This window comes from Lysinibacillus sp. NPDC093712 (assembly GCF_050280025.1).
Taxonomy (GTDB): Bacteria; Bacillota; Bacilli; order Bacillales_A; family Planococcaceae; genus Lysinibacillus.
On sequence record NZ_JBNNUU010000003.1, the window covers coordinates 201,515 to 221,117 of the forward strand.

The 19,603-nt window shown below is 37.1% G+C and carries 24 protein-coding genes; all 24 read right to left on the reverse strand.

Annotation, left to right across the window (positions count from 1 at the left end):
- Positions 1–15: 15 nt before the first annotated feature.
- Complete coding sequence (gene flhB, locus ACQKNX_RS13635; protein ID WP_427429348.1) at positions 16–1,104, reverse strand: flagellar biosynthesis protein FlhB; 1,089 nt, start codon at positions 1,102–1,104, stop codon at positions 16–18.
- A gap of 1 nt (position 1,105) precedes the next feature.
- Entirely contained in the window at positions 1,106–1,882 is a 777-nt protein-coding gene (gene fliR / locus ACQKNX_RS13640) for a flagellar biosynthetic protein FliR (protein ID WP_401009467.1), read from the reverse strand.
- Positions 1,883–1,886: 4 nt separating this feature from the next.
- Positions 1,887–2,156, reverse strand: a complete 270-nt coding sequence (gene fliQ, locus ACQKNX_RS13645; protein WP_173477750.1) for a flagellar biosynthesis protein FliQ — start codon at positions 2,154–2,156, stop codon at positions 1,887–1,889.
- Between the two features lie 13 nt (positions 2,157–2,169).
- A complete protein-coding gene (fliP, locus tag ACQKNX_RS13650; protein ID WP_173477751.1) occupies positions 2,170–2,835 on the reverse strand; it encodes a flagellar type III secretion system pore protein FliP in 666 nt (221 codons plus the stop codon).
- Positions 2,832–3,503: a flagellar biosynthetic protein FliO gene (locus tag ACQKNX_RS13655; RefSeq protein WP_427429349.1), complete on the reverse strand. Its 672-nt coding sequence runs from the start codon at positions 3,501–3,503 to the stop codon at positions 2,832–2,834. Before ACQKNX_RS13655 ends, fliP begins: the two co-directional genes overlap by 4 nt.
- Positions 3,504–3,513: 10 nt before the next feature.
- A complete protein-coding gene (locus tag ACQKNX_RS13660) occupies positions 3,514–3,876 on the reverse strand; it encodes a response regulator (protein WP_004269288.1) in 363 nt (120 codons plus the stop codon).
- A gap of 21 nt (positions 3,877–3,897) precedes the next feature.
- Positions 3,898–5,130, reverse strand: coding sequence for a flagellar motor switch phosphatase FliY (gene fliY / locus ACQKNX_RS13665; protein WP_427429350.1), 1,233 nt, complete (start codon positions 5,128–5,130; stop codon positions 3,898–3,900).
- Positions 5,123–6,118: a flagellar motor switch protein FliM gene (gene fliM / locus ACQKNX_RS13670; protein ID WP_427429351.1), complete on the reverse strand. Its 996-nt coding sequence runs from the start codon at positions 6,116–6,118 to the stop codon at positions 5,123–5,125. The genes fliY and fliM overlap by 8 nt, the downstream gene beginning before the upstream one ends.
- A 33-nt stretch (positions 6,119–6,151) precedes the next feature.
- Entirely contained in the window at positions 6,152–6,580 is a 429-nt protein-coding gene (gene fliL, locus ACQKNX_RS13675) for a flagellar basal body-associated protein FliL (RefSeq protein WP_340825845.1), read from the reverse strand.
- Positions 6,570–6,791 (reverse strand): flagellar FlbD family protein, encoded by a 222-nt coding sequence (locus ACQKNX_RS13680; RefSeq protein ID WP_409368364.1) that lies wholly within the window; start codon positions 6,789–6,791, stop codon positions 6,570–6,572. Before ACQKNX_RS13680 ends, fliL begins: the two co-directional genes overlap by 11 nt.
- Before the next feature lie 194 nt (positions 6,792–6,985).
- On the reverse strand, positions 6,986–7,933 hold the full coding sequence (flgG, locus tag ACQKNX_RS13685; RefSeq protein WP_427429352.1) for a flagellar basal body rod protein FlgG: 948 nt from the start codon (positions 7,931–7,933) through the stop codon (positions 6,986–6,988).
- 87 nt (positions 7,934–8,020) lie between these two features.
- The gene (locus ACQKNX_RS13690; RefSeq protein ID WP_427429353.1) at positions 8,021–8,392 is read right to left on the reverse strand and encodes a TIGR02530 family flagellar biosynthesis protein; all 372 of its coding nucleotides are present in this window, start codon (positions 8,390–8,392) and stop codon (positions 8,021–8,023) included.
- A 15-nt stretch (positions 8,393–8,407) separates the two neighbouring features.
- Positions 8,408–9,073, reverse strand: a complete 666-nt coding sequence (gene flgD / locus ACQKNX_RS13695) for a flagellar hook assembly protein FlgD (RefSeq protein ID WP_427429354.1) — start codon at positions 9,071–9,073, stop codon at positions 8,408–8,410.
- Positions 9,074–9,075: 2 nt separating this feature from the next.
- Entirely contained in the window at positions 9,076–10,368 is a 1,293-nt protein-coding gene (locus tag ACQKNX_RS13700) for a flagellar hook-length control protein FliK (protein WP_427429355.1), read from the reverse strand.
- 28 nt (positions 10,369–10,396) lie between these two features.
- A complete protein-coding gene (locus tag ACQKNX_RS13705; RefSeq protein ID WP_427429356.1) occupies positions 10,397–11,056 on the reverse strand; it encodes a MotE family protein in 660 nt (219 codons plus the stop codon).
- Positions 11,013–11,462: a flagellar export protein FliJ gene (gene fliJ / locus ACQKNX_RS13710; RefSeq protein ID WP_340825852.1), complete on the reverse strand. Its 450-nt coding sequence runs from the start codon at positions 11,460–11,462 to the stop codon at positions 11,013–11,015. Before fliJ ends, ACQKNX_RS13705 begins: the two co-directional genes overlap by 44 nt.
- Before the next feature lies 1 nt (position 11,463).
- Positions 11,464–12,789 carry a flagellar protein export ATPase FliI gene (gene fliI, locus ACQKNX_RS13715; RefSeq protein WP_427429357.1) on the reverse strand — a complete coding sequence of 442 codons (1,326 nt, stop codon included), beginning with the start codon at positions 12,787–12,789 and terminating at the stop codon, positions 11,464–11,466.
- Between the two features lie 5 nt (positions 12,790–12,794).
- A complete protein-coding gene (gene fliH, locus ACQKNX_RS13720; RefSeq protein ID WP_427429358.1) occupies positions 12,795–13,580 on the reverse strand; it encodes a flagellar assembly protein FliH in 786 nt (261 codons plus the stop codon).
- Positions 13,573–14,586, reverse strand: coding sequence for a flagellar motor switch protein FliG (gene fliG / locus ACQKNX_RS13725; RefSeq protein WP_173477764.1), 1,014 nt, complete (start codon positions 14,584–14,586; stop codon positions 13,573–13,575). The genes fliH and fliG overlap by 8 nt, the downstream gene beginning before the upstream one ends.
- 15 nt (positions 14,587–14,601) lie before the next feature.
- Positions 14,602–16,194 (reverse strand): flagellar basal-body MS-ring/collar protein FliF, encoded by a 1,593-nt coding sequence (gene fliF, locus ACQKNX_RS13730; RefSeq protein ID WP_427429359.1) that lies wholly within the window; start codon positions 16,192–16,194, stop codon positions 14,602–14,604.
- Between the two features lie 148 nt (positions 16,195–16,342).
- A complete protein-coding gene (fliE, locus tag ACQKNX_RS13735) occupies positions 16,343–16,648 on the reverse strand; it encodes a flagellar hook-basal body complex protein FliE (protein WP_340825856.1) in 306 nt (101 codons plus the stop codon).
- A gap of 24 nt (positions 16,649–16,672) precedes the next feature.
- Positions 16,673–17,134 carry a flagellar basal body rod protein FlgC gene (gene flgC, locus ACQKNX_RS13740; RefSeq protein WP_403048961.1) on the reverse strand — a complete coding sequence of 154 codons (462 nt, stop codon included), beginning with the start codon at positions 17,132–17,134 and terminating at the stop codon, positions 16,673–16,675.
- A 3-nt stretch (positions 17,135–17,137) separates the two neighbouring features.
- Entirely contained in the window at positions 17,138–17,530 is a 393-nt protein-coding gene (gene flgB, locus ACQKNX_RS13745) for a flagellar basal body rod protein FlgB (RefSeq protein ID WP_401020385.1), read from the reverse strand.
- A gap of 1,210 nt (positions 17,531–18,740) precedes the next feature.
- The gene (gene codY, locus ACQKNX_RS13750; protein WP_024362040.1) at positions 18,741–19,520 is read right to left on the reverse strand and encodes a GTP-sensing pleiotropic transcriptional regulator CodY; all 780 of its coding nucleotides are present in this window, start codon (positions 19,518–19,520) and stop codon (positions 18,741–18,743) included.
- Positions 19,521–19,603: the final 83 nt, after the last annotated feature.

The window sequence follows — 19,603 nt, forward strand, 5'->3', positions numbered from 1 at the left end:
TCCTACAAAAAAGCTTTAAATTTTCCGCTTAATACGATATACATAAGCGAGTACTTCTGCTATTGCTTTGAAAAACTCTTCTGGTACTTGATCGCCTATTTCTACCTGATCATACATGGCGCGTGCTAATGGTCTATTTTCTACCATTATGACATCATGTTCTTTAGCGATCAGTTTAATTTTTTGAGCCACAAAGTCTGTTCCCTTTGCCACTATACGGGGGGCATCCATACTATCCTCATCATACTTCAAAGCGATCGCATAGTGAGTTGGGTTGGTAATAACCACATCTGCGTTCGGAACCTCTGACATCATTCGACGCATCGCCATTTCACGTTGACGTTGTTTGATTTTTGATTTAATGAGCGGATCACCCTCACTATTTTTATATTCATCTTTTATGTCTTGCTTAGACATTTTAAGATTTTTTTCATACTCATGTTTTTGATACATCCAGTCCAATAAGGATACACATAGTAACACAAGAGAAGCCGCGATACCCATAATGCCAACTAATTTGCCAACAGTAATAAGGGTCACCCACGGACTTTTAAACGATAGAGCTAATACTTCATGTAAATTTGACCATACGATAATTGTTGTTACCCCACCGATAAAGGTGATTTTTAATACTGATTTTAAAAGCTCTACAATGGCTTTAACTGAAAAAATTTTCTTTAATCCTTTAATAGGATCCATCTTTTTCAAATCGAATTTCATCGGCTCTAATGTGAATAAAAAGCCAAATTGTAGAAAATTGCCCGCTAACGCTCCTACTAAAGCAATCGCCATTATCGGTACGATAACATAAGCCATTTCTACTAATGTTTCGATAAATAGGTGCATTACACTATCTATCGTAAGTGTTTCTACACGTATGTTATGGATAAATGTTTGCCTAAAAAAAGATAAAAGCTCGTCTCGCAATGATCCTGCGAAGAAAAAAAGAAAGATAAACACCATGAGCATAACAATCGCACTAGATATGTCCTGACTCTTTACGACCTGCCCTTTTTTCCTAGCATCTTGTCGTTTTTTAGGTGTCGCCTTTTCCGTTTTTTCACCTGCAAAAAATTGTAAATCTAAGTCCAGTAGTAGCAACATGTTATCCACCACCTAAAATTGCCATTAAATCGCGCATACCGTAAATCATAATTGTAATCAACTTTTGTATGACTTGTACCATAACCGCCATCATTGTGAATAGCACTAAAAAACTGACACCAATTTTAATGGGAAAACCGACAACAAAGATATTTAATTGTGGGACAGTTTTTGCCGTGATTCCTAGCGCTAAATCCACTAAAAACAACGTTGCTACAACAGGTGCTGCCATTTGAAAAGCTATGGCGAAGACTGCAGTAAATGTTGTCATAACAAACTGAATATAGTCATCTTTCGCGAAATCTGGAAATCCCTGATCTATAGGTAAAAACTGATAACTATAGTAAATTCCATCTAGAATCATATGATGGCCATCTATTGCTAATAGAAATAGTAACGCCAATGTATTAAAAAATTGACCAATTAGTGGGCTTTGTGCACCAGTTTGTGGATCAATAATATTGGCGATGGCAAATCCCATTTGGAAATCTATAAAGCTTCCGGCAATTTGAATCGCCGACATGATGATATAGCCTACTAGACCTAGTAACAATCCAATAAGGGCTTCTTTCATCACTAAAAGTATGTAATCACCATTAAAAAGAAATGGCTCTACGTCAATTGTATAATACATCATCCAAGCTAAAACGAAGGCGAGGGCAATACGTACTTGCTGCGGAATCGTTTTATATGAAAAGAAAGGTACTGTAACAAAAAAAGCCGTTACACGCACAAGCACTAATAAGAATACGGTTATTTGGGGGACTAGTTCATTCATGCACTCACCCTATATAACGCGTTAAATTCTCAAAAATATCTCTTGCATAGCTTGTTACTTGAGATAACATCCATGGACCAAAAAAAACGATGCCCACTAATACTGCGACGATTTTTGGAACGAATGCTAATGTTTGCTCTTGAATTGATGTTGTTGCTTGAAATATACTTACCGCTAAACCTGAGATTAAAGCAATTAATAATAGCGGTCCGCTTGTTAGAAGGATAATCATAATGGCACGCTCTGCAATTGAAATAACCATTTCACCTGTCATACTGTATCATCCCCTAAAAACTTTGTAGTAATGATTTCATTACGAGGTACCAGCCATCGACGAGTACAAATAATAAAATCTTAAACGGTAATGAGATCATAACCGGTGGTAACATCATCATCCCCATCGACATTAATGTACTTGCTACAATCATATCGATTACTAGGAATGGGATAAAAATCATAAAACCAATTTGGAATGCTGTTTTAATTTCGCTTAATGCGAAGGCAGGTACAAGCATAGTTAGAGGTATTTCCTCCACTGATGCTGGTTTTTCTGCTTGATTGTATTGTAAAAACAAATCTAAATCTTTTTGCCTCGTTTGTTTACTCATAAATTCTTTAAAAGGCACACTAGCTTTCTCGTATGCTTCTTCTAGCCCTATTTCTTCAGCAAATAATGGCTGTAATGCCTCTTTATTGACCTCTTGAAAAGTAGGAGCCATGATAAAAAACGTTAAAAACAAAGCAAGACCAACAATAACCTGATTTGGTGGCATTTGTTGTGTCGCTAAAGCTGTACGTACAAACGAGAGCACAATGACAATTCGCGCAAAGGACGTCATCAAAATTAAAATACTCGGTGCAAGTGACAGTACCGTTAATAATAATAGGAGCTTAACAGAGGTTGAGACATTTGTCGGATCGCTGTTGGAAAAATAATTGACTATATCATTCATTTATCATCATTCTCCTTTTGCTTCCATCTCTCTAGTTCTTCACTACGCTCCTGTTTAATTTCGGAAATCTTCTTATCAAAAAGTTCACCAAACGAATCTTGATTTTGACGTGTTGATGAATTTTGGTTATTTTTTCTCTTAAACTTTGAAAATAGTTCTGCTATATAAGGTGATGTTGCCGCATATTCCTGTTTTTCGTTATATAGTGACAGCAGTGCTTCAACTTCTTGCGGATCGGTAATCTCACGTAAAAGTTGGACATCATCACCGACACCAACTAAATAAATTGATTTTCCTATTTGCAAAAGTTGAACAGACTTTTGTGAACCTAACGATAAACCGCCTAAATTTTGTACCATTTGATTTCGTTGAAAAGTTAAATTTCTTTTATTTAGAAACTTCATCAACGCATAAAATAAAGCTACAACAAAAATAAGCGCCAAAACCATTTTTATGTATTCCCATGCAGAAACATCCCCAGCTGCAGAAACAACCGTATCTTCCTTCGCAGCTGGATCTGTATTATTCTTACATTCCTCTGGTTTTTTCATACAATACTCAATACTATTTGTATCAGAGTCAGCATAAACAGAAACTGTTGGTGGGTACACAAATAGGAAGGTTAATAGAAATGCGAAAATCATCGTTACACGAAATGATTTTAACATTTGCATGAAATCATCCTAATGCTTTTTGAATCGCTTCAATTACACGATCGGCTTGGAAAGGCTTAACAATGAAGTCTTTCGCACCAGCTTGAATTGCATCGATTACCATCGCTTGTTGTCCCATTGCTGAACACATGATTACAGTTGCACTTGGATCAGTACCTTTAATAGCTTTAAGAGCTGCAATACCATCCATTTCAGGCATTGTAATATCCATTGTTACTAAATCTGGCTTTAACTCGTTGTATTTTTCAACAGCCTGTAGACCATCGGCAGCTTCCCCTACAACTTCAAATCCGTTTTTCGACAAAATATCCTTGATCATCATGCGCATAAATGCAGCATCGTCTACAATCAAAATTCTTTTAGACATGGTTAACTCCTCCAATTGAAACTATCTTAAATTATTTAAACGCTCTGCTTGACTTAAAACATCTGTAATGCGTACGCCGAAGTTTTCATCAATAACAACAACTTCGCCCTTTGCAATTAAACGACTATTTACTAGAATATCAACCGGTTCCCCTGCTAATTTATCTAATTCAATAATCGATCCACTAGCTAGTTCTAAAATCTCTTTAACAGAACGTTTCGTACGTCCTAACTCTACAGTAACTTGCAATGGAATATCAAGTAGCATATTTAAATTTCTAGCCTCAGATTGAGAGATTACATTTGGATCAAAGCTAGCAAACTGTGCCTGTTGAACATTTACAGGTTGTACTGGTCTTTGTTGTGTATGAATTTGTTGCTGCTCTTGATACATTGGTTGTTGCTCTTGATACATCGGCTGTTGCACTGGCGCAGCTGGTTGTTGATATACAGGTTGCTGTGCTGGTGGCGCTGTATGTTGAACAGGCGGTGGTGCTATAGGCGCTTCCGGTGCCATTGTTGCTGCAACTGGCTCTTCCATCGCCTCTGTTTCTCCTAATAATGACTTTACAATGTTTTGACTAAACTTAAGCGGTAATAATTGCATTAAGTTTGAATCGATTAAATTACCAATTCGGAGTCTGAATGAAACTTTAACAAGTAAATCATCTTCTGGAATATTATCTCGTCCTTCATTTTGAGAAATATTCATTAAGTCGATTGTTGGTGGTGAAATATCCACTTTTTTGTTGAATACCGTCGACATCGATGTAGCAGCAGAACCCATCATTTGATTCATTGCTTCTTGCACTGCGCTTAGCTGAATTTCACCTAAGTCAGGTTTAGGATTTAAGCCGTCCCCACCTAACATTAAATCTGCAATAATAGCAGCATCTGATTGTTTAATAACAAGTAAATTCATACCTGTTAAACCGATTGTATATTCAACTTGTACCGCTACATACGGATGAGGAAATTCCTCTTCTAATTTATTGCGGTTAATCATTGATATACTAGGTGTAGTAATATCTACTTTTTGACCTAATAACGCTGAAAGAGCAGTAGCTGAACTACCAAAAGATATATTTCCTACTTCACCTAGTGCATCTTGAGCAAACGAATCAAGGTAATCCTCTACTCGTATTTCATTTGTTTCTTCTTTTGTAGAAGCTTCGCTGTCGTTTATTCTATCCTCCAACGTTTCGCCCCTTAATAACGCTTCAATTTCTTCTTGGGAGAGCATTTCATCACTCATCTTCGTCTCCTCCTTTCAAAGGGTCGATAATCTGGATTGCTAATTTTTTACCTTGTTTTCCGGGTTGTACTGTGAATTTAGGCAATGTACCTACTTTCAGCAGTAATGGATCATCAATCTTTTGTTCTAATTGAATAACATCACCGATTTGCATCATCAGGAAGTCTTCAATGGTGATATCCGTAACACCTAACTCTACAGAAAGAGGTAATCTAGCTTGTTTAACACGTGTTTCAAGCATTTTTGTTTGCTCAGGTGACATCTCTTTTGTATTTGTTTGCATCCAATAACGTACAGAAAGATTCGGTACGATTGGCTCCAATACAACATGCGGGATACAAATATTAATCATACCGCTTGTCTCACCAATAATTGTATTCAATGAAATGACGACTACCGTTTCATTTGGTGAAATCATTTGTAAAAATTGAGGATTTACTTCAAGTTCTACTAGAATCGGGTCGATTTCAGCAACATTTTCCCATGCTTCGCGTAAATTGTCGAATGAACGTTCGAAGAGATTTGTCATAATCTTTGTTTCAATTTCTGTTAAGTTATCAACATTACTATGACTCGCTCCACTACCACCCATTAAACGATCTAACATCGAATAGGCAATGTTTGGGTTTATTTCCATCAATATATTACCATCAAGTGGTGGCACTTCAAACACATTAATGAGCGTCATATTCGGAATTGATCGAACAAACTCTTCAAAGGGTATTTGGTCTACTGATGCTACTGTAATTTGCACGTAGCTTCTTAACTGTGCAGAAAAGAAGGTAGTTAGTAATCGTGCAAAATTCTCATGTATTCGGGTCAAACTTCGGATTTGATCTTTAGAGAAGCGCAACGCTCGCTTAAAGTCATAAACTTTAACTTTTCGTCCCTCGTCCTCTTTTTTCATGTCATCCGCTGACATTTCTCCGGTCGAGATTGCGGAAAGTAGCGCATCTATCTCCGATTGGGATAACACATCTCCTGCCATTTGCCCACCTCCATTTCAAGCAGTTTCTAATTTTTATTGAAAGATGTAGGAGGTAATGTAAACTTGTTGAATTTCTCCCTCTTGCATCAATTCATTTAACTGTGTTTTTAATGCCTTTTCAAACATTATTTTTCCTGCCTTGCCATCCAAATCTTTTTGCTCCATTTCTGAAAGCTCTTGAATAATTAAATTATTCGTTTGGAAATCACGCTTCTTTAACTCTTCAGCAGCGTCCTTGCTAGAAGTTTGGATTTTTAGCGTCATGCGCACTACCCTTTTATCAGCAAGATTAGTCATAATTTCAGGAACATCAACAGATGCTTCTACAATATCGTCTATTGATGGTTCAAGAGATGCTGCAGGCTTATTGAATTGAGTAAATAATACAAACGCAATAACTCCAATAAGTATAATCGCCACTAGTACGATGATAATCATCGTTAATACTTTATTATTCTTCATCTTCTTCACCTCGTAGATGCGGGTTTGATAGTACTTGTATATTGTTATAAAAGGCTGTTACCTTTTGTCGCACCTCATGTTCACTCTGTAACACAATAATTTTTGTTCCAGTTGTTAAAGTAATAGTCGTATCCGGAAAAGATTCGACAGTTTCTATGTATAAAGCATTCAGTGTAAATGCTTTGCCATTTAGTCGTGTTAGTTCAATCATTGAAATAGGGCCGGTCTAGCTTGAGAGCCGGCCCGACCCTCCCTCATATTGAAAATTATGTTTTAGAGCTCAAGCGCATCTACAAATAACCATTTACGGATTCGCTAAAATTACACTAGCATACATTTAGTAGTTTAATATCTTAACGCGTAAACTCATAGATTCCTGCGTTCAAGACTAGAAATAACTAATTACTATCGTTTTAAGTTTACTAATTCTTGTAGAACTTCATCTGATGTAGTGATAATACGCGTATTTGCTTGGAATCCACGCTGTGCTACAATCATCTCTGTAAATTCTTCTGAAAGATCGACATTAGACATTTCAAGCGCCCCTGCCGTAATTGAACCCATACCCGCAACTGTTGCTACTTGGCCATAAGGTTGACCTGAGTTGGCTGTTGCTTGGAAATAGTTACTTCCTACTTTTTCAAGACCACCAGCATTTGGGAATTTAACCATAACAATTTGACCCGCATATTGTCTATATCCATTTGCATCCACATATTCAACCGTTCCATCTTGACCGATGCTTATAGATTTAGCTGTTGTCGGGATTTTAATTGGGTTATTATCTTCAAAAGTAAATGTATCATTTTCCCCTAATAAATCCTCAGTTTCACCGTTCAGTGGACTTGCTTCTTTATCCGTCTCCGCATTACTTTCAGTAGAGTCTGTTTCATACAATGTATCATTTGCATGACCAACTAAATATTTCCCTTCAGCATTGACTAAATAACCTTCGCTGTCCATGTAGAAGTTACCTGCACGTGTATAAACAACATTTGTATAGCCTTCTGCAACGCCATCAGTATTTGATACGGAGTCAGCTACCATAAAGAAGCCTTCACCTTGAACAGCTAAATCCAATGGGCGATCTGTCGTTTGACGTGAGCCAGAACCGTGAACTGTATCAATTGCCGCAAGTGTTGAACCAAGACCTACTTGTAAAGGGTTTGTACCACCACGAGTAGTAGTTGCAGCTGAAGCACCTGCGCTTGTTTGAGATAGGATGTCTTTGAAAATAACGCGTCCTTTTTTAAATCCATACGTGTTAACATTGGCAATATTATTCCCGATAACATCTAGCTTTGTTTGGAAGTTTTTAAGACCTGAAATACCTGAATACATAGAACGTAACATAAGTTGTCGTTCTCCCTTCATTTTTTGAATTGTGTGCCTCTATCAGTCAGCAACACATAGGCTTCCTTACATTAAGAAGGTCCAGCCTTAAAGCACGATTGTGCCATCAATATTAGTAAACAGTTGTTGCTTTGCTTCCGTGCGATCCATTGCTGTAATGACAGTAGCATTTTTAGCACTGACAATTAGAGCCGCTTGATCCATCAAGACTAATGGTTGTTTGACACCTTTTGAATGTGCCTCAAATACCTTGTCAGATACAACCCGCCATTCCTGTTCAGTAATCGCAATATTACGCTCTTTGATGCGTTCATTTGCATGCTTACTTACTTTTAGCTCCTGTTGATTCGTTGCCTCATGTAAATGAGCACTAAACGATTGCTGTGTATTGATAGGTGTAGTTTGCGTTTGACGAATAGTTGGATACAATGGGACACGATGAATTGAAAATTTATCCATCTTTCTCCACCACCTTTATTCGCTTATTACTGTAAATTCTTTCCCTGCTAGTTTTTTACCATTATCTAATTCGTAATAAATAATGCCATCTTTGTTTGATACAGAGACGATTCGCCCTTGCACATCTTGCTCTCCGTCATTGTAAGTAACATTTTTGCCAATTAGCTTACTCGCTTGTACAAGTGGTGATTCAGTTGATGAATTGCTTTCACCTGTACTTGTTTCTTTATTACCTAAAATCGCTGAAATGTTTCCAGGATAGATTTCCTTGCCATCAGCTAAAATGAATACTGCTTCTCCATCAACAAATTTTAATGATTGGATTACACCCGTACCTTCATTTATAACCGGCTTATTATCTTTATCTACTTCTTCTGTAAGTTCATGCCATTTTACTTCTTTTCCAACAAATGATGTATAGTTCATAAGCTGTGTTTGCTGTTGCGACATCAGTAATGACTCCATTGTCTTTGTCATATTTTGCATTTGCTCTAAAGATGAGAACTGCGCCATTTGTGCAATGAAATCACGGTCATCCATAGGGTTTGTTGGATCCTGATGTTGTAATTGTGTAATCAATAGTTTTAAAAATGCATCTTTACCAAGTTCACTATTACCAGTTTGTTTTGTTGGTGCAGTATAGTTGGAATAGTAAAGGTCATTTGTAATTTTATCTGCCACGTTTACACCTCCTCGTTTTCTAAATAATCATTAAAGGACATACCATCTTCGCTGTCCTCTTTTTGCTGCTCTTGTTCTTCTTGCTGCTGTTGCCTAAAGAAGTTACTAAAGAAGTTTTGATCACGTTGTTGTCTATCAGCATCCTGCAACGATTGCGCAATATCGAGTCGATCAACTTGTATGTTTTGCTGGACAAAGGCTTGCTTTAATTGATGCACTTGACTGTCAAGAAGCTCACGCCCATGTGCAGTTGAAGCAAGTAATCGAGCTGTTAAAACACCGTCATTTTGTACAAGTTCGATTCGAATGGTACCTAGATTTTCAGGATACAACTTTAACGTTAAACGCGTAATCCCTTGTGCATTCGAAATTTGAGCCTTATTGATAATTGCCTGCATTTCTTTCAGTAAAGCTTCCGACTGCGCTGGTTTAGCTGCCGGTAAAGTAACTTGGAATGTATCTGCTTTTGTTTGTACTGTATTAGCCGTCACCATTTCATTAGCGCTTGTATCGGTTTGTTTTGTCACTTGCACCTGCTGAATAACTTGCTGGAAGCCTTGTAACGGTAATGTAACGGTTGTTTTTGTTGTAACTTGTTGCGCTGTTTGAATAGTTTCAACTTGCGTTTGTAACGCTGTTAAAAAATTATTAACATTTGACAGTACATTTTCTTGAGACATCGTCAAATCTGATTTTTGGCCAACTAACTGTGCTAGTTTTAATACTTGAAGTAGCTTCGTAGCATCTTCTGAAGGTACTTGCCCTTCACCTTGCAACGCCGATACTAACTGCGTTTGCAACAATGGTGCTTGAACGTCAACTAAAGCTAAAAGCTCCCATACATCGCTCGCTTGCTGATCTTCACCTAGTAATTGTTGAACCAATTTTTGTATTTGCTCCTCATCAACATTCAATGCAGCCATTAAATTATCTAAATTTAACATTTCATCCATAGCTACTGCCTTGCCATCTTCTCCAACTTGAAGCATTAACAAGCCTTCATCATGTGGAATTTCTAGTAAATCTAGTAATTCTTCGATAGATTGACTATTTAATACCTTATCTAGCTCCGCTAGCTTATTGTCACCTTGAGTATTATTAGTTTGAGATGTTTTATTTTGTTGATTTGTTGAAGCAACAGCTTGTCCAAATACAGAACCAAATTTAGATATTTTATCTTTTGCTGCTCCAGCATTTGTTTTCATCTCAGAACTGTTAGTTGACACAGCTTTCGAAGTAGCAGCACTTGGCTTCGTAGTATTTGGAGCACTCATGTTCATCATTGCAATATTCATGTTTTCACCTCCTTTACAAAAATGTTTTTTATTGTTTAGCCATCATTTCTGTATACTTTGCAGCATCTTGCGGATCCATTTTTTCTAGAATCGCTGCTAACTTATCCGGTTTCAAGCTAGATAAAATACGAAGTGCCTGTGCATCACTCATTTTTATAAGAACAGGTGCTGCCGCTTTAGGAGACATCTTATCAAAAGTAGACAAAATATCATTAAAGTCACGTTTCACATCATCTTGCTCTCTTTTTAATTTTTCAATTTCAAAGAGTAATCGCTCTTGCTCCGTCAGTAACTTTTCTTTTTCATTTGTAGTTGTATCTAATTTACTTTGCAATTGTGCAATTTCTGCTTCTTTTTCTTGTATTTCTGCCTGTAAGCCTACTACCTTGGAGTCATCAATAACAAGGGCATCTTTTGCTTGTTGTTCTTCCGATTCAACAAAAGGTAAGTTACTTACCGCCTTTTTTCCTAAATCAAAGACGTTCGTATCCATTAACGTTGCCACAACAAGTAACACCGCTACCACAAACATAACAGGTATTAATATCCATATGAAAAACTTTTGGAAACCTCCTGATTTACGTGTTGGCTGTTGTACTTCTAATTCAGTTTTAATACGGCTATCTCTTTTCGTCGCCATGAAATCACCTGATTTCTTTCTTGAAATACGTAAGTGAAGATATTTCATCTAAAAATATGCTCTCAATGCGATCTTGCTCTTGTTGAAAAGACTTAAAATCTTTTTCGCGCATTTTTTCAAATTTACGTACTTCCAAGTTTTTTTCTAATAGTTTTTCTTCGTGCCAATTCATTTTTGAACGTGCCTGTACAACTTTTTGTTGCACGTCCGCAATTGTCTTTTCAAGGCTATCAATAAAACGAGCATAGTGATGAATCTCCTCTATTGATGATCCTACAACTAAACGCTTCTGCTGAAATTCTATTAAATCCTCTTTCTTTTTCAGCAAGTCATAGAGCTTTGTTGCAACTTCTTCAAAAGAGCGAACAGATTCCTTGTAGGCAATTTCAGTCTCGTTTTTTTCTTGCTCTCGAATGGTTAATACTTTTTCAAAACGATACATATAACTGACCATTCTACCTGCCTCCACCGTTCGATAATGTAATTAACTCATTCTTGCTTTCCTCAAGTGTCACCTTATCTAAATACCCTTGCTTTAAATAAGCTGTAATGAGTGGTTCATAATAAATTGCTTCATCAATTTCTTTAGAAGTCCCACGTTTATATGCACCGATATTTATTAAATCCTCTGATTTGTCATATGTATAATAGAGTTCCCGTAAACGCTCTGCTGCCTTTTTATGCTCGGGCTCTGCCACATGATTCATCAAACGACTGACGCTTTTTAGCACATTAATAGCTGGATATTGACCTTTATTTGCAAGGTTTCGATCAAGTACAATATGACCATCTAAAATACCACGAACAGTATCAGCAATTGGCTCGTTCATATCGTCGCCATCTACTAATACCGTATAAAAGGCTGTAATAGAGCCTTTTTCATTTGTTCCAGTCCGTTCTAATAACTTTGGTAAAATCGCAAATACAGAAGGTGTATAACCCTTCTGAGCAGGTGGTTCACCGGTCGCAAGTCCAATCTCACGTTGAGCCATTGCAACCCGCGTTACGGAGTCCATCATTAACATCACATTTAAGCCACGATTTCTAAAGTATTCTGCAATCGCTGTTGCTGTAAATGCTCCTTTAATACGCATAAGTGCGGGTTGATCTGAGGTAGCTGCGACCACAATGGAACGGCTTAAACCTTCAGGTCCTAAATCTCGTTCAATAAATTCACGTACTTCACGACCACGTTCACCAACCAATGCAATAACATTTAAGTCAGCTTGCGTATTACGCGCAATCATGCCTAGTAGTGTACTTTTACCGACACCAGAGCCTGCGAAAATCCCTACACGTTGTCCATTACCGACAGTTAGCATACCATCAATCGCTTTTACACCAACCTCAAGTCTTTCATTTATCGGTGGACGGGTAAGTGGATTAGGCGGATCTTGCTCAGTAGGTACTGACATTAAACCCCTCGGTAACAATGTACCATCTATCGGATTTCCCATTGAATCTAGTACTTTACCAATTAACTCTGGTCCAACTTTGATTTCAAGAGGTGCTCCTGTTCCTTCTACTAAGCAACCAATTGATATTTCACGGAGCGAGGTGAAGGGCATTAAGACTACTATTTCATCTTTAAAGCCAACGACCTCTGCTAAAATGATTTGATGTCCGTTTTTCGACGTTTCAACATGAATTTTACATACATCACCGATGGAACTATCAGGACCTTGCGACTCAATCATTAAGCCGACAACTCTCGTTACTCTACCAAACTTTTTAAAAGTCGGTATATTAGGAATTTGTTCGATTAATTGAGCCGTTTTCATCTAGATCATTCCTTACTTTCTAATATTTCATGTAGCTTTAATCTTAATTCATTTAATTGCTCGTCAATACTAACAACAATTCGACCGTGATTTGTTTCTATATAACAATCTGTTTCTTTTTCGAAATCTTCATCTACAAAAATCATAAATGGTACATCTGTTGGGAACATTTCTGCCAATTCATCGCGATTCGATGTAATTAAACCATAGTATGTAGGAGAAACGTAGATTTTTATTTCCTTCATCTCTCTCGCTTCTTTAAGCCCTCTTTGAACTATTGATAGAAACAGTTCATCGTTTTGCTCTAATGAAGTCCCAATAATACGTTGCGCAGCAGTTAAGCCTAGTTCCAAAATAATCGCTTCTTGGTCATCGATATATTTTTTTGCATTTTCCCCTGCTTGAGCGATGATTTCATTTGCTGTTTGAAGGGATTGTGCCATTGCTTCAGTGGCTCTATTTGTACCATCCTCATAACCTTGACCATACCCTTCATCATACGCTTCTTGTACGCGATTAGGGCGTTCTTCTTCCCAGCTTTGTTTCATCTGCTCAATTTCTTGGAAGTGCATTTGCTTCTCTTGTTCAAAGGCTTCTCGTTCTACTTGAATTTTAGCTCTAGCCTCTTCAAGTAATCGATCGCGTTCTGCAAATACATCTTCCATTGTCATATGATTATGGGATGTTTCATCTGTATCCATTTCGGGTAATTCAAACATATCACGAATTTGTATCTTCTTTACATTATCGCCATTGGACTGTGTATATACAGAACGGATGATTCTAGACAATGACGTCATCTCCTCCACCACGTGCAATAATAATCTCACCAGCATCCTCTAAGCGGCGAATAACAGCGACAATTCGTGATTGAGCTTCTTCTACGTCACGCAAGCGAACAGGTCCCATAATTTCCATTTCTTCTTTGAAAGTATCGGCCATACGTTGTGACATATTTCGGAAGATAATATCTTTTACTTCTTCGCTTGAAACTTTCATTGAAAGAAGTAAATCTTCGTTTTCACAATCACGAATAACACGCTGAATTGAACGATTGTCGAGCGTCACGATATCTTCGAATACAAACATGCGTTTTTTGATTTCTTCTGCAAGCTCTGGATCTTGAATTTCGAGTGCATCGAGAATCGTCTTCTCTGTTTGTCTATCAACACCATTTAATACTTCAACGACTGCATCAATACCACCAGTTTCTGTGTAATCTTGCGTAACAGTTGATGATAGTTTTCGTTCCAATACAGATTCAATTTCACTAATTACTTCTGGTGAAGTTGATTCCATCATTGCAATACGTTTAGCAATATCTGCTTGTACTTCTTGCGGTAATGAAGATAAAATAACACCCGCTTGCCCTGCTTCTAAATAAGATAGAATAAGGGCAATTGTTTGTGGATGTTCATTTTGAATAAAGTTAAATATTTGAGCAGGATCTGCTCTACGTGCAAAGTCGAACGGTCGCACTTGTAAAGAGGAAGTCAAACGATTAATAATCGTTTGTGCTTGCTCCATACCTAATGCTTTTTCTAATACCGTCTTCGCGTAACCAATACCACCTTGTGTAATATAATCTTGCGCAAGGGCTATATTGTGAAATTCTTCAATAATTTCTTCTTTGACATTTGCTTCTACTTTTTTAACACTTGATATTTCTAACGTTAAACGTTCGATTTCTTCCTCAGTTAAATGTTTATAGACAGAAGCTGAAACCTCAGGCCCTAGTGAAATTAACAAGAGTGCGGCCTTTTGTTTTCCGGTTAATTCCTTATCTTTCTTGGACACAGCAGAACCTCCTAGTTAGTCTTCCGCAATCCAACTACGCAGTAACTTTGCAAAATCATCAGGCTTATCTTTCGCCATTTTTTCAAGTTGCTTACGACGCATTGTAGCTTCCGTTTCAATTTCTTCATTAATATCATCAATTATCAATTCTTCTTGTTCTTCTAGGATACTAAGCTCTTCTTCTTCTTTCGCACGTTTACGTGAACGGATGATGAAGAATGCAAGTAATAGAATAACAGCCAGTAAAATGCCTCCAACTACCCAAACCCACCATGGAATAACAGGTGTCTCAGGAGCAGTATCTGCCACTTTACCATTTAAAGGTTGGACTGAAACAGCCACTTTTTCATCAATTTGATCTTGTGTGAGCTCCGAAGCTACATCTTTTGAGATGGTTGTACGCACAATAGTACTTAAAATTTTCTCAATGTCTTGTCGAACGCCATCTGGTAGAGATGCTACATCGGTAGCTGTTGGTGGCTCAACAATTACTTGGATACCGATATCTTGAATTTTATAAGGTGCCTCTTGAATATCTTTACGAATACGGTTGACGTCATTATTGATTGTTTCTTCCGTTCGTTCGTAATCTCCATCTCCCGATGTACCTTCATTGTAAGTAGTAAAATTATCTGTTGTTGTTTCAGCTTCAGGTGTACCTGTTGCTGGGTTACCAGTACCAGAATACTGCTCTGTAATACGTTGGGCGCTAATCGCAATCCCTTCCATATTCTCTTCATCAACTGGTGTCACTAAATTTTCTTCACGATTTTCCTTTTTAAAGTCAATATCGGTCGTAACAGAAACGATGACTTTATCTTGCCCCATCAAAGTACCTAGCATATTTTGCACTTGACGTTGCAAGTCGCGTTCTACCAATTTCTTCATCTGTAATTGGCCTTCAGCTGTTGTTGTAGAAGTACCATCTGTTGTTGCAGCATTCAAATCAAAGTACTCTGAGTATTGGTTAGAGATAACAATGTTATCTGTATTTAAGTTTGGAATACTTTTTGCTACTAAGTTGTACATAGTGGCAATTTGTTGCTCTGTAAATTTATAGCCAGGATCTGTGTTCAATACAATGGATGCAGTTGCATCTTCTTTTACATCTTTTATGAAGACTCCTTCTTCAGGAAGAGTAATCATCACTTTTGCATCTTTAACGCCTTCTAGATTTTTTATTAGCTTAGCAATTTCTGTTTCAGTCGCAGCTTTTTTCAATAAATTAAATTCATTGTCTGTCATACCGAAACCAGAGCTATTTGCAAATGAGTAATCGATCGTTCCAGTTTGAGGATAACCATCGGATGCTAGTTGCACCAATAATGAATCGACTTGTTCTTCGGGTACTAATATGGACGTTCCTCCTGGAGCAATCTCATATTTTACACCTTGTGAATCCAAAGCTTCTTTTACTTGGCCGATTTCTCTTGTCGATAAATCTTTATAAAGCGGAACATATGTAGTTTTTGTTGCAAAAAATGTAATGATAGCTGCAAGTAATATTGCACCTACTACAGAACCAATCATTACGATTTTTTGTGTTTTACTCCGACTTGTCCAAAATTGGCTGGTGTCGTTTTTTATTTTCGTCAATCGTTCATTCATTATGAATCCTCCGGTTATAGTGAATAACCTAGCAATCAATAATTCGCGATAATAGTGGAATCCCATGAAAACTAATACTCTAAAAATTTTGTTTCCACAGGAAGCCTAACGAAATGAATTGGTGTCTTACTTCACCAATTCATTCTAATTAGACACTCATTCGCATTATTTCTTGGTAAGCTTCAATCACCTTATTGCGAACTTCAATTGTTGCGTTTAATGTAATGCTCGCCTTTTGAGATGCAATCATTACTTCGTGCAACTCCACATCTCCACCAGTAATTAGCTTTTGTGTAAGATTATCAGAAGTAATTTGCTGATCATTCACTTTCGCTATTGCCTCTTTTAACGAATTCGCAAAGCTTTGCTGGGCTTCGTAAGGTGTTGTATTTAATTTGTTTGTTTGATTTACAACCTGGGTAGGTGTCATTAGTGAAACGGACGAAATTGCCATTATGTATCCATCCTTTCTTTTTTATTATTTACCGATTTCTAACGCTTTTGTTAGCATAGACTTATTTGCATTTAAAACTGTTATGTTCGCCTCATATGAACGAGTAGCAGACATTAAATCTACCATTTCTTTTAATGGGTCAACATTCGGCATGCTGACATAGCCATCTGCATCTGCATCTGGATGTGTCGGATCATACACCAATTTGAACGGTGTTTCAGTATCTTCTTTAATTTGCGTAACTTTCACACCATTGCCAACACCGCTTTTTGCATTTTTACCAATTGCCACATTTAAAAAATTCGAAAATCGCCCTTCTTGCGCAGAAAAAGTAACGGACTTCCGTCGGTATGGCTCCCACTCTCCGTTTACTTGTTTAGCACGGGTAGTGTCTACGTTTGCCATATTCGAAGAAATAACATCCATTCGTAAACGCTGTGCCGTTAAGGCAGAGGCAGTAGTATTCATTCCATGAAAAATAGACATTTATTACTTACCTCCTTTAATAACAGTATTTAGCGTATTTAACTTTCCATTTACACGGTCAATCAAAGCATTGTAGTAGATTTGATTTTCAGCCAACTTCGTTTGTTCTGCATCCATATCTACAGCATTACCGTTATTTCGATATCGTAAGTTAGTAACATTATTGACACCTGGTGTCGATTGTTTAATTTCGAAATCATAATGTCTACTATCTGTTCGATATGCCGATATAGAAATTTGCTTCTCATTCTCCAACATATCTTTAAAACTTACATTTTTCGCCTTATAATTTGGTGTATCGACATTCGCAATATTATTTGCGATTGTTTTATGATTCAAAGTCGCATAGGAAAGTCCGTTTTCCAGGCTACTAATAGTTCCTCCAAATAAGTTCAAAACCATTCACCTCATTTAATTTCAATCTATGTACTTCTTAATTTATCCAATAATACAATTGTAATTAAGATGATACGTAGTGTCTATTGTCTTTTGTCATTTTTTAATAGTATATCCGCCCTATTTTTTAAGTTTGTTAACCAGGACAAATATGCCCCATCCCTACTGGCACTAAGCCTCAAAGCGTGTCGACTTTTTTCTAGTTATTTTACACTATTTCGACAGTGTTTACTGTATTAGTATCAAATATATCCCTTTTTATTACTACAGAGGGTTGGATTTAAATGACAAAAAGGGATTTTTCGGTAAAAAAAAGTTCCTTTTTACTATTTTAGACGTGACAATATAAAATACTCCTTCTATTTCCGTTGAGAACGTCAATACTTTCCGACAATAATGGCTAAAGGTCAGGATATGTCCATATATGGCAGTAATTTTCACTCCAAGTGGACGCTTTTAGGCAGTTTTAGTTTTATTCTGCTCACAAAAAATTGCCTTTTACCGTTAGCGCTTGCTCATCATGTTAGAGTAATGCGTTTTAATCGAATCTAATTAATGCTTGTCTCGCATCGTTAGCCGCCCTTTTTTAAAGTTAAAAGACTACAAGAAATAGGAAGTACTTTTTAAAGATTAATTATGTATCATTTTTGTTACAAAGCAAGCCCTACTACCTAGTATTTTGCAGAAACAACACATCGGATATTCACAAATATGACACATGTGCCAGTTATGAACAACCGACGCTCGCTCCCACAAAGCAGAGTGGTAGGGCTTGCTATATTAACTATTTGTATAGCTTACGCAAACAGAAAAAGCTCCCTCAACTGGAGAGCTTTCAGCTTATCGACAAAAGGGATTAAGAATAGAAATCTTAATCTCTTTTGTTGTTTTTATTGTAAAAAATGGGTTCTTACTTTCGTTTTGCCATACACTTCGAGCATCCCCTCTCTATGAAGCTGTTTGAAGTTGATTGGAGCGGAGGGCGGGCGACTCCTGCGGGAACAGCGCAAAACGTAAGACGCAACAAACCGCGCGTTAGCGAGGGTTGCGGCTTACGATGTGCCCGCGGAAAGCGCCAGCTCGTAGCGGAAATCAACGGCAGTTGTCACACCCTATATTAGTTTTAAATAAAAAAAGACTATAGACAAATTCGAAAAACTTCGAGTTTGTCTACAGTCTGAAAACTCCTCAACTAGGGAGCTTTTATTCATTATTTCATTTTAATTTCAGCTAATGCGTTTAAGAATTTATCGTTTAATACTTTAATGTAAGTTCCCTTCATACCTAGAGAACGTGATTCAATTACACCTGCAGATTCAAGTTTACGTAATGCATTTACAATCACTGAACGTGTAATTCCTACGCGGTCTGCAATTTTCGAAGCAACTAATAAACCTTCGTTACCATCTAGTTCTTCAAAGATATGTTCAATCGCTTCTAATTCACTATATGAAAGTGAGTTAATTGCCATTTGTACAACAGCTTTGCTACGTGCTTCTTCTTCAATTTCTTCAGATTTCTCACGTAAAATTTCCATACCAACTACTGTAGCACCATACTCGGCTAAAATTAAATCATCATCTTCAAATTGAGCTGATAAACGAGCTAAAATTAATGTGCCTAAACGTTCACCACCACCAACGATTGGTACGATAGTTGTTAAAGCGCTTTGGAATAAATCTTTATTTTCAACTGGGAACGCAGTATGTTCATTGTTAATATCTAAATTTGAAGACGTTTCAGAAATTGTAAACAAGCTATGTGTATATTCTTCTGGGAATTGACGCTCTTCGAACATTTTTTTCATACGCTCATTTTCAATTTGTTGGTGAATTGAAATACCTAAAAGCTTCCCTTTACGGCTTACAATATATACGTTGCTATCAATAATGTCCCCTAAAGTGTCAGCCATCTCTTTAAAGTTTACTGGTTTACCCGCAGATGCCTGAAGCATTGAGTTAATTTTTCTTGTTTTTTCTAATAAATTCATTATATGTTCCTCCTATAAATTATCCATACCGTATTTAGTTAATATTCTAAAGTTTTTCGCAATTGAATGGTACTAACAAGCCT